Source organism: Aphanizomenon flos-aquae FACHB-1287 (assembly GCF_014698755.1).
Taxonomy (GTDB): domain Bacteria; phylum Cyanobacteriota; class Cyanobacteriia; order Cyanobacteriales; family Nostocaceae; genus Dolichospermum; species Dolichospermum flosaquae.
Map to the genome: position 1 here is coordinate 25,323 of NZ_JACJTO010000021.1, position 13,919 is coordinate 39,241.

Sequence of the window (13,919 nt, forward strand, 5' to 3'; positions counted from 1 at the left end):
ACCCTCAAGTAGTTTAAGTAGATTAGCAGGAGAAACTATAACAAGAGTGGCAAAAAAACTAGAAAAAATGGGTTTGATTGTCCAGAATCAAGATATAATTTATATTTGCGATTAGTCAGCTTTAGACCCAACCTTAGTTTAATTTGTTACCTGATGAGTATTGTTGATTCCCTATCGGAAGAACCAGAACAAAATTCATCTTCTGAATCTCCTCTGGAAAACCAATTACAATACCAATCCCTCAAAGTTGAGAGTACCTTGAGGATGGTAGAAACCGCTTTTTTAGCAAGTACAGCCAGTTTAATTTGGTTTATTAATTTTTATTTTCCTTTAGGTCCAGTATTGCGAGTATTTTTTCCTATCCCCATTGCTTTGGTGTATTTACGCTGGGGTAAACGGGCAGCTTGGATGGCAGCGGTAACTTCTGCGTTACTATTATCTGTGTTGATGGGACCAGTTCGCAGTTTGTTATTTGTCATGCCTTTTGCCTTTATGGGCGTGATGTTGGGGGCAAGTTGGTATCGTCGTGTACACTGGATTGTTTCCATAACTTCAGGGACGCTGTTGGGGACGCTGGGGGTGTTTTTTCGGTTATGGTTTTTGTCGGTGTTATCTGGAGAAGACTTATGGGTTTATGCAATTAACCAGGTGACGGGAATTATTGAATGGATTTTTTTAAAGTTGGAATTGTTGATGACTCCCAATTTATTATTAATTCAATTAGGAGCGATCGCTTTAATTCTCTTTAATAATTTTATTTACTTGTTTATCGTTCATCTTGTTGCTTGGTTGCTTTTAGACCGCTTGGGAAATCCTATTCCCCGTCCACCTCATTGGGTGCAGGTATTGATGGATTATGAGTAGTTCAGATATGATTAATATTTATACCCAAGTTCCCCAGAGTCAAGCCTGGTTAGACCGTTATCGGGGTAAATTACCGATATTTGCCTGTATTTTAGGATTTACGGAAACCGGGTTAATTCCTGGGATTTCTGCGGCTGGGTTGACTCCAGAAGACCGTCAATATACGGCTTGTGCTGATGCGGAATTTCTTTATTATGGTGCTGAATATCAACCTAAGTACCCTCTACCACCTTTAAGTTCAGGCGCGTCTCCTGTGCTGATTTCGCGGTCAGTAGTAGCTAATTTAAACATCCCTGTTTACCTATTTAATGCGGGATTGCTACATACTCCACCGGTGCCATTAATTAATTTGGCAGGTGCTCCGGCAAAGTGTTTAAGTCAGGGTGCAGCAATGGATATAGCTACAGTTAAGCATTTATTATCACAGGGCTTATACTATGGAGCTAAATTAAGTTCTAAACTAAATTCTGATAGTTATTTAATTTTAAGCGAGTGCGTTGTCGGTGGAACAACAACCGCTTTAGCGATTTTAACTGGGTTGGGGATTAATGCAGCCGGTAAAGTTAACAGCAGCCATCCTATTTGTAATCATGGGCAAAAATGGGATTTAGTGCAAGCGGGATTAAGAAAAATGCCGCCATCACGGGATCCTTTATATCTAGTAGCAGCGGTAGGTGATCCTATGCAAGTCGTAGTAGCGGGAATGGCGATCGCTGCTAGTCGAACTTGTGGAGTATTATTAGGTGGAGGTACGCAAATGTTAGCAGTTTATGCTTTAATTCAGGCTATCACCGAGAAATATTCTTTATCTTGGCAACCCACAGAAGTTATAATCGGTACTACCCGCTGGGTAGCAGAAGATTCTACAGGTGCAACAGTTGATTTAGCCCAAAGTTTCCCAAAAAACAGTATCCCGCCCTTATTAGCCACACAATTGAGTTTTGCTAGTTCTCGATACCCCCAACTTCAAGCTTATGAACTGGGTTTTGTCAAAGAAGGGGTTGGTGCGGGTGCGGCCTGTATTGCTGCTTCCTTATGTCAAAATTGGCAACAAAATCAACTATTAGCAGCTATTGAAGCCCAAATTGAGCAACTTCACGCCAATCAATACAAGTAAGGTAATAGTAAAGAAGTTTTCAGCGATTTTAAGTTTCTTTACACAGTTTAGTTTTATTTTGTTAACCTATTTAGCACACACTCTTTATTGACTGACTGTAAAATTAATGGACAGACGAGCTTTTTTATTAAGTGTAAGTACCTTAGCACTTTCTCAAGTGATCACAGGGTGCGGAACAAATCAGCAACTACTCTTAAATGTACAATTATTAAAAAATTCTATTCCCGGTCAGGTAGTTAAGAAGTTTCGGAAAACTGTAACTCAGGGGGGGGAGTTGAAATTTACCCCAATTGATCAACTTGAGGATTTATTTAAATTATTACAAACTTGGCAACAACCGCCAACAAATCAGCAAAAAGAATGGACTAGTTATTTACCCTTTAATCAAAATCAAAGATCACCAACTGCGAATTTAGTCACCTTGGGAGACTATTGGTTAGAAGCAGCAATTAGCCAAGAATTAATTCAACCATTAGAAACAAAAAATCTCAAAAATATAGGTTATATAAATGATAAATGGCAACAGATAATTAAACGTGATCAAAATGGTAAAATTTGGGGAGTTCCTTATCGGTGGGGAAATACAGTAATTATTTATAATCGAGAAAAGTTTCAAAAATTGGGTTGGACACCAACAGATTGGAGTGATTTATGGCGAAGTGAATTACAAAACCGGATTTCTTTACTAAATCATCCACGAGAAGTAGTTGGTTTAGTATTGAAGAAACTAGGAAAATCTTATAATACAGAAAATCTCAATCAAATCTCTTCCTTAGAAACAGAATTACAAGCATTAAATCAACAAGTTAAATTTTATAATTCTACAAATTATTTAGAACCATTAATTATTGGAGACACTTGGTTAGCAGTCGGTTGGTCTGACGAGATTATTCCAGTCATTAGTCGTTATCAAAAATTCGCCGCAATTGTCCCGAAATCAGGAACAGCAATATGGGCTGATTTATGGGTAAGTCCCGTAGGTGTTAATAATGATGATTTAGCATATCAATGGCTAGATTTTTGTTTACAACCCCATATATCTAAACAAATTGCTTTACTCACTAAAAGTAATTCTCCTATTCAGGATAATATGGTCATGGGAAATATTGAGATACAGAACTTATTATTAACTAATGCAGAAATTTTTGCCAAAAGTGAATTTTTATTACCTTTACCTCCAGCAGTGATGAAAGAGTATGAAGATTTATTTATGAAGATGAAACAATCATGATTTTAGAAACGAAATCCTACTTTACTTTGATTATTCATCTGAATACTACAGAAAACAGGACGTTGAGAAAAATTACAAGTGTAAGTTCCTAACATTTCTTTTTGGTAGTTAAAAACTCGGATGTTATAACCAGATTTACTGGCTATCCTCCCTAAATTATTGACAAAACCATATTTTTCTAAATAGTCTAATAAACTCCAAATTTGCTGATTAACAATTAAATCCGCCCGTGGTGGTTCTGTTGAAGAAGCTGGATAAGCAATCCAATTATCTAAAAGTTTGTTTTCCGAGGTTTGTTTAGACCACCATAAACTAGGAACTGTTAATTTTTGGGGATCAATGGTTTTAGCCGTGATAATATTATCTTTTGGTTGGCTGAGTAGATTTAATTCCAAAGGTGCATTAGAAGGTCGGAGAATGTTTTCTGCTATTGATGGAAGTATCAACACAAGATAAGAAGTAGTAAAACTGAGAATTGCTGATAATAACCGTGTTTTTTTGCAGGTAAATAAATTATTTTTATTCATAGCTGAGACAAGATATTTTACGAGTTAGAAAAAAGGAGTTATTCCGTCCGGGTATCAGCATTTTAGTTTGCTTTTAGCTTGACAATTGAAAACAGGATATGAAAGAATTATATTCTGTTTTCAACAACAGTGCTACGCTTGACGGTATTCGGGACAATGGCACGATAAAATTATATAACGATAAATTGCAATAAAGGTCTAAATGGCAGAAACACTATTTTTCAACGCCCTGCGGGAAGCTATTGACGAAGAAATGGCCCGCGATTCTAGCGTATTTGTTTTGGGTGAGGACGTAGGACACTACGGCGGCTCTTATAAGGTTACCAAAGATTTACACCAAAAGTATGGTGATCTGCGAGTTTTAGATACGCCTATTGCGGAAAATAGCTTTACTGGAATAGCTGTAGGTGCTGCTATGACTGGGTTACGTCCAATTATTGAAGGAATGAATATGGGCTTTCTGCTCCTCGCCTTCAACCAAATTTCTAATAATGCGGGTATGTTACGCTACACTTCCGGTGGTAACTTTAAAATCCCTATGGTGATTCGTGGTCCTGGGGGTGTGGGTAGACAATTAGGTGCGGAACATTCCCAACGGCTAGAAGCCTATTTTCAAGCTGTTCCTGGTTTAAAAATTGTGGCTTGTTCCACCCCTTACAATGCTAAAGGATTGTTAAAAGCAGCTATCCGCGATGATAACCCAGTGTTATTTTTTGAACACGTTTTACTTTATAATTTAAAAGAAGACTTACCAGAAACAGAATATGTCCTCCCCCTAGATAAGGCTGAAATTGTCCGTCGAGGTAAGGATGTGACAATTTTAACTTATTCGCGGATGCGCTATCATGTACTGCAAGCAGTGAAAGTTTTGGAAAAACAAGGTTATGATCCAGAAGTTATTGATTTAATTTCTTTGAAACCTCTCGATTTTAACACTATTGGCGCATCAATTCGCAAAACTCACCGGGTGATTGTTGTAGAAGAGTGTATGAGAACCGGAGGTATTGGTGCAGAATTAACGGCTTCAATTAATGATCGCTTATTTGATGAATTAGACGCGCCTGTATTGCGGCTTTCTTCTCAAGATATCCCCACACCTTACAATGGTAATCTGGAACGCCTAACCATTGTCCAACCAGAGCAAATCGTGGAAGCAGTCCAGAAAATGGTGGCTTTGCGGGTTTAGGTGACAGTTGACAGTTGTACGGGCGAACGGCCGTTCGCCCCAACGGCCGCCTCTGGTTACTGAGCGACTTGTCCTGAGCGAAGTATTACCTATTCCCTTGGAAATTTTCTACTCACAACCGACAAAAAGAGCGTTATTATAACCTTTGTCAGTTGTGAGTGATAGTATGCAAAAACAGCGATCGCTATTAGCATTAATTATAGTCTTGGTAATTGCCGCTATTACGGTAATTGTCAAAATTCCTGTACCCCTAGGGTTAGACCTGCGGGGCGGTTCTCAGCTTACCATTCAGGTAAAACCAACAGCGGAAATTCCCCAAATTACCGAAAGGGAATTAGAAGCTGTGAAAAAAGTCGTCGAAGGACGAATTAATGGTCTAGGTGTTTCCGAACCAGTAATTCAAACTATAGGTACGGATAAAATATCAGTACAACTACCGGGTGTCAATGACCCAGAACAAGCAGAACGGATATTAGGAGGTACGGCGCAATTAGAGTTCCGCGTCCAAAAACCAAATACAGAAAGTCAACTTATTGCTTTACAAGTAACAATAAACGACCTGAAAACCAAGCGCGAAGACTTGAAAAAGACCAAAGATCAAGTAACAATTGATAAAAATAAAGAAGAGTTTGATAAAAGTAATCAAGCAATAGCAGAATTGTTTGCAAGTACCAACCCACCCCTAACCGGTAAATATCTCCAGGATGCCTATGGACAGCCCACTCAGGGCGATAATTGGGACGTGGCCATCCGTTTTGATCAAAAGGGTGGTGAACTCTTTGCAGGGCTAACAAAAGACCTGGCTGGAACTGGTCGCACTATCGGTATTTTCCTCGACAATGAATTAATCAGTTCACCCACCGTAGGAGCAGAATTTGCTGCTACTGGGATTACAGGTGGTTCTGCTATCATTACAGGTCGTTTTCAAGCCCAAGAAGCTAATGACTTGGGGGTACAGTTGCGCGGTGGTGCATTACCTGTTCCTGTGGAAATTGCGGAGAGAAGAACAGTAGGCGCTACTTTAGGAAAAGATAGTATTCAAAGAAGCATATACGCTGGTATTGGTGGTCTGACCTTAGTATTAATATTTATGGTATGCTACTATCGCTTACCAGGAATGATCGCAAATGTATCACTATTGATTTACTCTCTCCTGACTTGGGCAGCATTTTGTTTACTCAGTGTCACCCTCACCTTACCAGGAATTGCGGGTTTTATTCTCAGTATCGGTATGGCGGTTGATGCTAACGTCTTAATTTTTGAACGCACTAGGGAAGAATTACAAGCAGGTAAATCTTTGTATCGTTCTGTAGAATCCGGTTTTTACCGCGCTTTTTCTAGTATCTTAGATAGTAACGTCACTACCTGGATTGCTTGTGCTGCTTTATTTTGGTTAGGTTCAGGACTGGTAAAAGGTTTCGCCCTCACCTTGGCTTTAGGGGTAGCAGTAAGTATGTTTACCGCAATTACTTGTAGTCGCACATTGATGTTTTTAGTTATTTCCATTCCCTCTTTGCGGAACAAAAAACTTTATGCTCCGAATGTGCCAGTAATAAATAAGACAGGAGTGGCACAATGAGATTAGATATTAACAAAGCCCGGGGTACTTGGTGGACTATTTCCGCTATTATTATCCTGATTGGGATGATTTCTATGGTGATATCTTCTCTAAATCCCAGTATCAAAGCACCTCTGCGCCCTAGTTTGGATTTTATCGGCGGTACAAGATTGCAATTGGTGCGGGACTGTAGCAAACCTGGTAATTGTGACCAGCCAATAGATATCAATGTTGTGCGAGAAGTGGCTAAATCCCAGGGTCTTGGAGATAGTAGTATTCAATTAATCTCGGAAAATGGCCAAGAAAATGGTATTACTATTCGCACCAAAAACCTGGAAACAGAACAACGAAGTAATTTACAAAGTTCCCTAACTGAAAAAATCGGCGCTTTCGACCCGCAAAAAAATCAAATTGACTCCGTTGGTGCGACTTTAGGAAAGGAGTTATTTACCTCTGGGGTGTTAGCTTTAATAGTTTCCTTTATAGGAATTACTATCTATATGGCTGTTAGGTTTCAATGGGATTACGCTGTATTTGCCATTGTAGCCTTGTTTCACGACATTTTGATTACCACTGGGGTTTTCTCGATTTTAGGCTTGGTTTTCGGCGTTGAAGTGGATAGTCTGTTTATCGTGGCTTTGCTGACTATCACAGGTTTCTCCGTTAATGATACTGTGGTCATTTATGACCGAATTCGGGAAACTATTGAACTTCACCCTGGACAACCAATTGCTGAAGTTGTTGATGATGCTGTTAACCAAACTTTAACCAGGTCAATTAATACCACTTTAACTGTTCTACTGACATTATCTGCTATCTTCTTCTTTGGTGGCGAAACACTGCATAATTTTTCCTTAGCTTTAATTGTCGGCTTTACAATGGGCGCTTATTCTAGTATTTTCATTGCTAGTACACTCTTAATCTGGTGGCGAGAACGCAGTCAAAGTTATCCGGTTGAACCCCCTATCAGTTCCCCAGAAAGTTAAATTTATTCACTCGTTCTTAGTCACACTGGGAACGAGATTAACAAGATTTTTTAGACCCACCCTATACCTTTCCTATGGATAAACCTGAAAAACCAGAAATTGAAGCAGAAGATTTGAGTTTAGACCCTGCTTTTGCTCAACAAATACAAAAGCTACATAGTCTAACAGTATACGGTAGATGGTTATTTGCGGGTTGTTTGTGGCTAATTATCGCACCTTTCTGTCTGTGGGATTTGTGGGCGGAAATTTATTTGTTACAACAATATTTTACCTGGGTAGGACTAAGATATGCACTAATATTTCATCCTTTGTCTACTCTAGGTTTAAGTTTATGTATTGGAATGACAACTTCTGTTTTAGTTTGGCAAAGTCGTAATATTATTTGGGGACTACCATTACCAGAACAGGAAAATCTACAAAAGCAACTTTATCGCATTCGTCAACAAGGACCTTCCCACCCTCTATGGAAGTGGGTTTGTCAGTAAGGAGGGAATAGGAAGCAGGAGTTTTTTAATTTTTAATTTTTAATTTTTAACTGAATTGTTGCATATACATATACAAGTTTAGTAACTTATAGAAAAATATGCCATAAGATAAACAAAGATACTACGATTATTAGATGTCTATAGTTCAAAAACCGCCCGTGTCGCTTCCCTCTCAGGTCTAACGCGCTCTTTTTCTACTTACTGCGACAACTTATGAATGTTTCTCAGATTCAATTTAGCCAAAGCCTTGCGGATATTGATCTTTACCAACTCCAAGAATTGTTTAATTTGGCTGCTTTTTGGGCAAAAGAACGCAGTATTAAGGATTGGGGTACAGCTATTGCTAACAGTGAACCTGTGGTTTCTATCTGGGATAGGGAATTATTGATTGGTTTTGCGAGGGCGACTTCTGACGGCATCTATCGCGCTACAATTTGGGATGTTGCCATTCATCCAGATTATCAGGGTAAAGGACTGGGTAGCAAGTTGGTAGAAACTGTTTTAAGTCACCCCCGAATGCAAAAGGTAGAGCGTGTATACTTGATGACAACTCACCAACAGGAATTTTATGAAAAGATTGGTTTTCAAGTCAATAACACCACGACAATGGTTTTACAAAATCAGTCTAATTTTGATGCTTTGATGAGTGAGGAAATGTGTTTTCAAGAGTCTCTATAGGAATAGATATTTGCAATCTAGTTAACTGTGGTGTTTCTGCTTTTTCGGTGGGAAAAGACAAAATTTCTAATTTTCCTGCCATCAATTCTACTAAACTTTGATTAATTGCCAGTTTCATTCCCGGTGATAGTGCTATATTTTCCTGATTTGTGGGATTTTCAGATTTCATTAAATCTATAGGTTCACAGGTCATTACTGCGTCAGTGGGTACATCTAACCAAATATTTACACAATTACCTGTAGATGGTAAATTACTAGAAAGATAAATATTTCCGGTTTCCATTTGAGTAATTGTTGTATCTATCAAATTTATTAATACTTGTTTAAGATAACGGGAATCTGCTAAAATCCGAATTTCTGAATCTGACCGTGATAAAATAAAAGTATAATTACGATTAACTGCTAATAGATAGGTTGAGTTATAAACTTCTTCTAAAAGTTTACTTAATTCTAAAGTCTGAATATCTAATTTATTTCTACCAGATTCGATTTTGGAAACATCCAGAATTTCATCAATTAGCTTTAATAATTTTAGAGATCTTTCGTGAGCTTGGCCGATAAATTCTCGCTCTTCTTCGGGATTTTCACACAAATCCGCCAAAATTAACTGATGTAAACCAATTATACCACTTAATGGCGATCGCAATTCATGACTAGTCCGTGCTAAAAAACCAGCTTGAAATTGACTCATTTCCCGCGCACTATAATAGGCTAATTGGGTTTGCTTCAATTCTTGCAAAAATTGATTTTCTGGCAGTTGTAGGGCATTTTGGCGGGGAATAGATACAGATTTGATAGACTGGAAGAATAATTTACAATAACCTATTCCTATTCCTATTCCTGCTCCTAAATATAGCCATTTATCAAAATTCATAATTATCCAATTTAATACTACCTTGTCGTAAAATTTGCCAATTGTTTTCTGTCCATTTAGCAACAGTAGAAGGTATTCCCAAACCTTTGTATTCTGTTAATTCTAATGTTAAAACCTCTGGAAATTGAGCTTTTATTTCTGCTTTGGTTTCTAAAGTTGGTTGTCCTGATAAATTAGCACTAGTTGTTGCCATTGGACCTGTTTGGGCTAAAATAGTTTGAGCAATTGGATGATTTGGAACTCGAATACCAATGGTAGTTGGTTCTTGAGGATTCATGACCCTGGGAACTTTGTCACTAGCTGGTAAAACTAAAGTTAACGCACCTGGCCAATTTTGATTAACAATTTTTTGCCAAATTTGATATTCTCTATTACCACATTGAACATAATCCCATAAATCCTCAGCTTTAGCAGCCATTAAAATTAAAGGTTTATCAAAACTGCGTTGTTTCGCAGCATAAATTAATTCTGCTTGTCTGGGTATGGTAGCTAATGCAGGGACAGTATCTGTGGGGAAACTAATCATTTTTCCAGCTTTTGCAGCTTTTATCAGGATTTCTAATGAAAGATTCATAAAGGTGGTTTTTCTGTCGGTTTTTTGAGTTGGGGATGAATTATTTTATTTTCATATTATCATTAGTGTTATTCCCACAAACAAGACAGTAGAGACGTTTTACCAAACGCCCCTACACAGTTAGCATTTAATTAGACTTTATTTAGAGTGGGATTTTTCCGCTACAGTCACATTAACGTTAGCTGATTTGCCATTTTTACCATTGGAGTTACCGTTATTGCGGGGTTGAATTACTCCATAACCACCGTGATTACGTTCATAAATGACATTAATCTCGCCAGTCTCCGCATTATGGAACATATAAAAGTCGTGTCCCACCAGTTGTAGTTGTTCTTGCGCTTCTTCTAATGTCATTGGCGGCATAGAGAAGTATTTGGTGCGAACAACCTCTTCGGGTAATTCAGGAGTACGATCTCCAATTAAATCCGCTGCAACAGTTTCCGGTGCTACTGCTTCCTTAGTTGATATAGGTTGAGTTTTATGATCCTGCCTTTTTTCCTTATATTTACGTAATTGCCGAGCAATTTTATCTGCAACTAGGTCAATACTTGCATATAAGCTTTCGCTGCTTTCCTCCGCACGGATAACGATACCATTGGCATAAATAGTTACTTCTGCTGCTTGCTTTGTACTTATTCGGGGATTGCGAGCTACGCTTAAATGGACATCCACTTGATTTGTGATGTTCTGGAAGTGACTAGCTGCCTTTTCAATCTTCTGATGCACATATTCGCGGATTGCATCAGTGATTTCAATATTTTTACCGTGGATGACAAGCTTCATGTAAACTCTCCCGTTCAATATTATATGTGATGTTTTCAGGTAGGAATAGAAATTGCGGTAAGGCTTATCACTGCCACCAGCATAAATCGTTACCTATTCCTCAGACACTGCCTGAGGATTTTTAACATTTTTACATCTTTATACTTGCACTACTGACCCTCTTGTTTCCAACCGTTTGCCAAGGAATTGGTTTTTTAAGCAAAACTATTGAATTAGGCTTTTTTGAGATATGGTTCTTTTAAACACCTACTTCTATGGGACTTTACCAAAACAGGAGTGCTGACTCTTTTTTTGTTCCTCATTTGTGTTTTCTATTGTATAGAGAATACAACTCTTTTGGGAAATTTGATCCTAATTGACGACAATAAATTTTTAAACTGCCATTGTTTTGGCCTGGCACTAATTATAGAAAACTCCTCCCCAGCCCATTCAGGTTATATATTCAAACTAGCATCTTGTGGGTTCTAAAGTATATTTTCTTGACGTTCCTTTAAGATCCTTTGCATAGCTTGACAATTATCCCTTGACAATTACTGATGACTTATAGCACTCATTTTCCTAAATCCAGTTGTTTATTATATAATTTTGGTTTAATGTCCTATGAAACTGCTCATCAGTGGCAGCGGTTGTTAGTTGCAGAGCGCGTTCATAACCCAGAGCTAAATGATGTGTTAATGTTATTAGAACACCCTCCCGTTTATACCTTAGGGACGGGAGCAAACCCAAAATTTATAAAATTTAATATTGACAAAAGTGATTATGATGTGCACCGCGTTGAAAGAGGAGGAGAGGTTACATATCATTGTCCTGGACAATTGATAGGTTATCCGATTTTAAATTTGCGTCGTTATCGTCAAGACCTGCATTGGTACTTACATCAACTTGAGGAAGTATTAATTCGCGTTTTAGCACATTACGACTTGAAAGGAGAACGAATTTCTGGTTTTACCGGTGTTTGGCTAGAAGGATACAAAGTTGCAGCTATAGGCATAAAAGTTAGTAAATGGATCACTATGCACGGATTCGCCTTAAATGTATGTCCAGACATGACAGGATTTGAGAAAATTATCCCCTGTGGTATTATTGATAAACCAGTTAGCAGTTTAGCCGCATGGATTCCTGACATTACCTGTAACCAAATTACTGATTCTGTCAGTCAGTGCTTTGCAGAAGTATTTGATATAACCCTAGTTAAAAGTAACGACATGAAGTTTATTCACCCAACCTGTAATAGCCACAAAAATCTTTACAATGAAGAATAACAGCAATCATAGATAATACAAATTAAAAACCATGGGAATATTTGGATTTGGTAAAAAATCAGCTTTACCTACACCTGAGCAAGCTTTAGCGGGACGGGACGAAGTAATGCGAGTACCTGCACAACATTACGTTAACAAAAACCCTCTGCAAGCACCCTTTCCCCAAGACCTAGAAACCGCCATGTTTGGTTTAGGCTGTTTTTGGGGTGCAGAACGCAAATTCTGGCAACAAGAAGGAGTTTACACCACTGCGGTAGGTTATGCGGCTGGTTACACACCCAACCCCACCTATCAAGAAGTCTGTAGCGGTCTGACAGGTCATAATGAAGTAGTATTAGTGGTATTTGACCCCAAAATCATTACTTATTCCCAACTGTTGAAAGTTTTCTGGGAAAGCCACAACCCCACCCAGGGAATGCGTCAAGGTAATGATACTGGTACTCAGTACCGTTCAGGAATTTATGTCTATTCACAAGAGCAAAAAGAATTAGCGGTAACATCACAAAACGCTTATCAAGCAGCCCTCAGCAGTGCCGGTTATGGTAAAATCACCACAGAAGTTTTAGATGCTCCTAAATTTTATTATGCTGAGGAATACCATCAGCAATATTTGGCTAAAAACCCCGGTGGTTATTGTGGTTTAGGTGGTACTAATGTGGCTTGTCCGGTGGGTATGCTGAGCCCGATATGATTTTACCTCACGCAGAGGCGCTCCAGTCTCAGAGAGTAAGAGTTTGAAGTCTTTGCTACTTTGTGCTTTTGCGCGAAACGTAACTCGTACTGATATTATCCCATGGTAAATCAATATTACAGGACTTATCGGTGTTATGAGTTACATATCTAGCGGGCAAGATGCCCGCAATACAAGAGTTTCATGATTTAACTTTGTACCTCCTCAGAGCGGAAAACGCTGTATGTCTTTACTCAAAACCTCGCTGACTGGCTTAAAAGCTGACTCGTTTCGTCACCCTCTGGATTTGGAAGCTACTAAAACTCTTAAACAAATTCCTGGTTTAGATATGATGGTGCGGACTTGGCTCGGTCCAATGGCTGAGCAGGTTTTTTATGTGGAAAATATCGCTTCTAGTATTTTGGTGGGAGAAAAACAACTCCCTAATTTACACAATTTATTATTGGAAGCTTGTCAAACTCTCGATATTGCGCCACCTCAGTTATATGTGCGTCAACATCCAGCCCCTAATGCTTATACTTTTGCTATGCGAGGTAAGCAGCCTTTTGTGGTTATTCATACATCCTTGCTGGAAATCTTGACACCAGAGGAGGTACAGGCTGTAATTGCCCATGAGTTAGGTCATCTTAAATGTGATCATAGTGTGTATTTAACACCTGTGAATTTATTAATTTTAGCCGCCGCAACGGTGCCAAATGTCGGCGCTATTCTGGCTCAAGCTATTCAGTCACAATTGTTAGAATGGGTACGTTGTGCTGAGTTTACTTGTGACCGCGCTGCTTTGTTGGCTACTCAAAACCCGAAAGTTGTCATGTCGGTATTAATGAAGTTAGCCGGCGGTTCCCCTACCTTAGCACCCCAACTCAATTTAGATGCCTTTGTTGACCAAGCTCGCGCCTATGATGATATTAGTAAAACCGAATTAGGAGAAATGGTAAAATTTGCCCACACGGCCCAATTATCCCATCCTGTACCAGTGCTGAGGGCGCGAGAAATTGACCGTTGGGCAAGTAGTCAAGAGTACCAAAAATTAGTGCATAATCACGGTATTAATCATAAAGGTGAACCTGCATCTTCAGGAGGATGGCGTAATTGGTAGACTT

The 13,919-nt window shown here is 38.8% G+C and carries 15 protein-coding genes; 11 read left to right on the forward strand and 4 right to left on the reverse strand.

The annotated features are described in order from the left end of the window. Positions 1-153 precede the first annotated feature (153 nt). From H6G44_RS11540 to H6G44_RS11550, 3 genes are all read left to right on the forward strand, one after another. Entirely contained in the window at positions 154-864 is a 711-nt protein-coding gene (locus H6G44_RS11540) for a DUF2232 domain-containing protein (protein ID WP_190386632.1), read from the forward strand. A 7-nt stretch (positions 865-871) separates the two neighbouring features. Then, complete coding sequence (gene cobT / locus H6G44_RS11545; RefSeq protein WP_190386651.1) at positions 872-1,981, forward strand: nicotinate mononucleotide-dependent phosphoribosyltransferase CobT; 1,110 nt, start codon at positions 872-874, stop codon at positions 1,979-1,981. A gap of 106 nt (positions 1,982-2,087) precedes the next feature. Further along, positions 2,088-3,212, forward strand: coding sequence for an extracellular solute-binding protein (locus H6G44_RS11550; RefSeq protein WP_190386631.1), 1,125 nt, complete (start codon positions 2,088-2,090; stop codon positions 3,210-3,212). A gap of 2 nt (positions 3,213-3,214) precedes the next feature. Here H6G44_RS11550 and H6G44_RS11555 read toward each other — a convergent pair whose 3' ends face one another. Continuing rightward, positions 3,215-3,739, reverse strand: coding sequence for a hypothetical protein (locus H6G44_RS11555; RefSeq protein ID WP_190386630.1), 525 nt, complete (start codon positions 3,737-3,739; stop codon positions 3,215-3,217). Between the two features lie 202 nt (positions 3,740-3,941). On the opposite strand from H6G44_RS11555, the gene H6G44_RS11560 reads away from it, so the two are divergent. From H6G44_RS11560 to H6G44_RS11580, 5 genes are all read left to right on the forward strand, one after another. Beyond that, positions 3,942-4,925 carry an alpha-ketoacid dehydrogenase subunit beta gene (locus H6G44_RS11560; RefSeq protein WP_190386629.1) on the forward strand — a complete coding sequence of 328 codons (984 nt, stop codon included), beginning with the start codon at positions 3,942-3,944 and terminating at the stop codon, positions 4,923-4,925. A gap of 166 nt (positions 4,926-5,091) precedes the next feature. Further along, the gene (gene secD, locus H6G44_RS11565) at positions 5,092-6,504 is read left to right on the forward strand and encodes a protein translocase subunit SecD (protein ID WP_190386650.1); all 1,413 of its coding nucleotides are present in this window, start codon (positions 5,092-5,094) and stop codon (positions 6,502-6,504) included. After that, positions 6,501-7,469: a protein translocase subunit SecF gene (secF, locus tag H6G44_RS11570; protein WP_190386628.1), complete on the forward strand. Its 969-nt coding sequence runs from the start codon at positions 6,501-6,503 to the stop codon at positions 7,467-7,469. Before secD ends, secF begins: the two co-directional genes overlap by 4 nt. A 74-nt stretch (positions 7,470-7,543) precedes the next feature. Next, entirely contained in the window at positions 7,544-7,954 is a 411-nt protein-coding gene (locus tag H6G44_RS11575; RefSeq protein WP_190386627.1) for a hypothetical protein, read from the forward strand. 213 nt (positions 7,955-8,167) lie between these two features. Continuing rightward, the gene (locus H6G44_RS11580; protein ID WP_190386626.1) at positions 8,168-8,632 is read left to right on the forward strand and encodes a GNAT family N-acetyltransferase; all 465 of its coding nucleotides are present in this window, start codon (positions 8,168-8,170) and stop codon (positions 8,630-8,632) included. On the opposite strand, the gene H6G44_RS11585 is transcribed toward H6G44_RS11580, so the two are convergent. The 3 genes from H6G44_RS11585 to hpf all read right to left on the reverse strand — a co-directional run bounded on the left by H6G44_RS11585 (position 8,580) and on the right by hpf (position 10,863). Next, positions 8,580-9,506, reverse strand: coding sequence for a sensor histidine kinase (locus H6G44_RS11585; protein WP_190386625.1), 927 nt, complete (start codon positions 9,504-9,506; stop codon positions 8,580-8,582). The two genes, H6G44_RS11580 and H6G44_RS11585, sit on opposite strands and share 53 nt — an antisense overlap. Next, entirely contained in the window at positions 9,496-10,080 is a 585-nt protein-coding gene (locus H6G44_RS11590; protein WP_190386624.1) for an L-threonylcarbamoyladenylate synthase, read from the reverse strand. Before H6G44_RS11590 ends, H6G44_RS11585 begins: the two co-directional genes overlap by 11 nt. 138 nt (positions 10,081-10,218) lie before the next feature. Next, complete coding sequence (hpf, locus tag H6G44_RS11595; RefSeq protein ID WP_190386623.1) at positions 10,219-10,863, reverse strand: ribosome hibernation-promoting factor, HPF/YfiA family; 645 nt, start codon at positions 10,861-10,863, stop codon at positions 10,219-10,221. Positions 10,864-11,399: 536 nt separating this feature from the next. Here hpf and lipB point away from each other — a divergent pair. The 3 genes from lipB (at position 11,400) to H6G44_RS11610 (ending at position 13,915) form a co-directional block, all read left to right on the forward strand. Then, a complete protein-coding gene (gene lipB, locus H6G44_RS11600) occupies positions 11,400-12,125 on the forward strand; it encodes a lipoyl(octanoyl) transferase LipB (RefSeq protein WP_190386622.1) in 726 nt (241 codons plus the stop codon). A 31-nt stretch (positions 12,126-12,156) separates the two neighbouring features. After that, positions 12,157-12,816 (forward strand): peptide-methionine (S)-S-oxide reductase MsrA, encoded by a 660-nt coding sequence (gene msrA, locus H6G44_RS11605; RefSeq protein WP_190386621.1) that lies wholly within the window; start codon positions 12,157-12,159, stop codon positions 12,814-12,816. A gap of 223 nt (positions 12,817-13,039) precedes the next feature. Beyond that, a complete protein-coding gene (locus H6G44_RS11610; RefSeq protein WP_190386620.1) occupies positions 13,040-13,915 on the forward strand; it encodes a M48 family metallopeptidase in 876 nt (291 codons plus the stop codon). Positions 13,916-13,919: the final 4 nt, after the last annotated feature.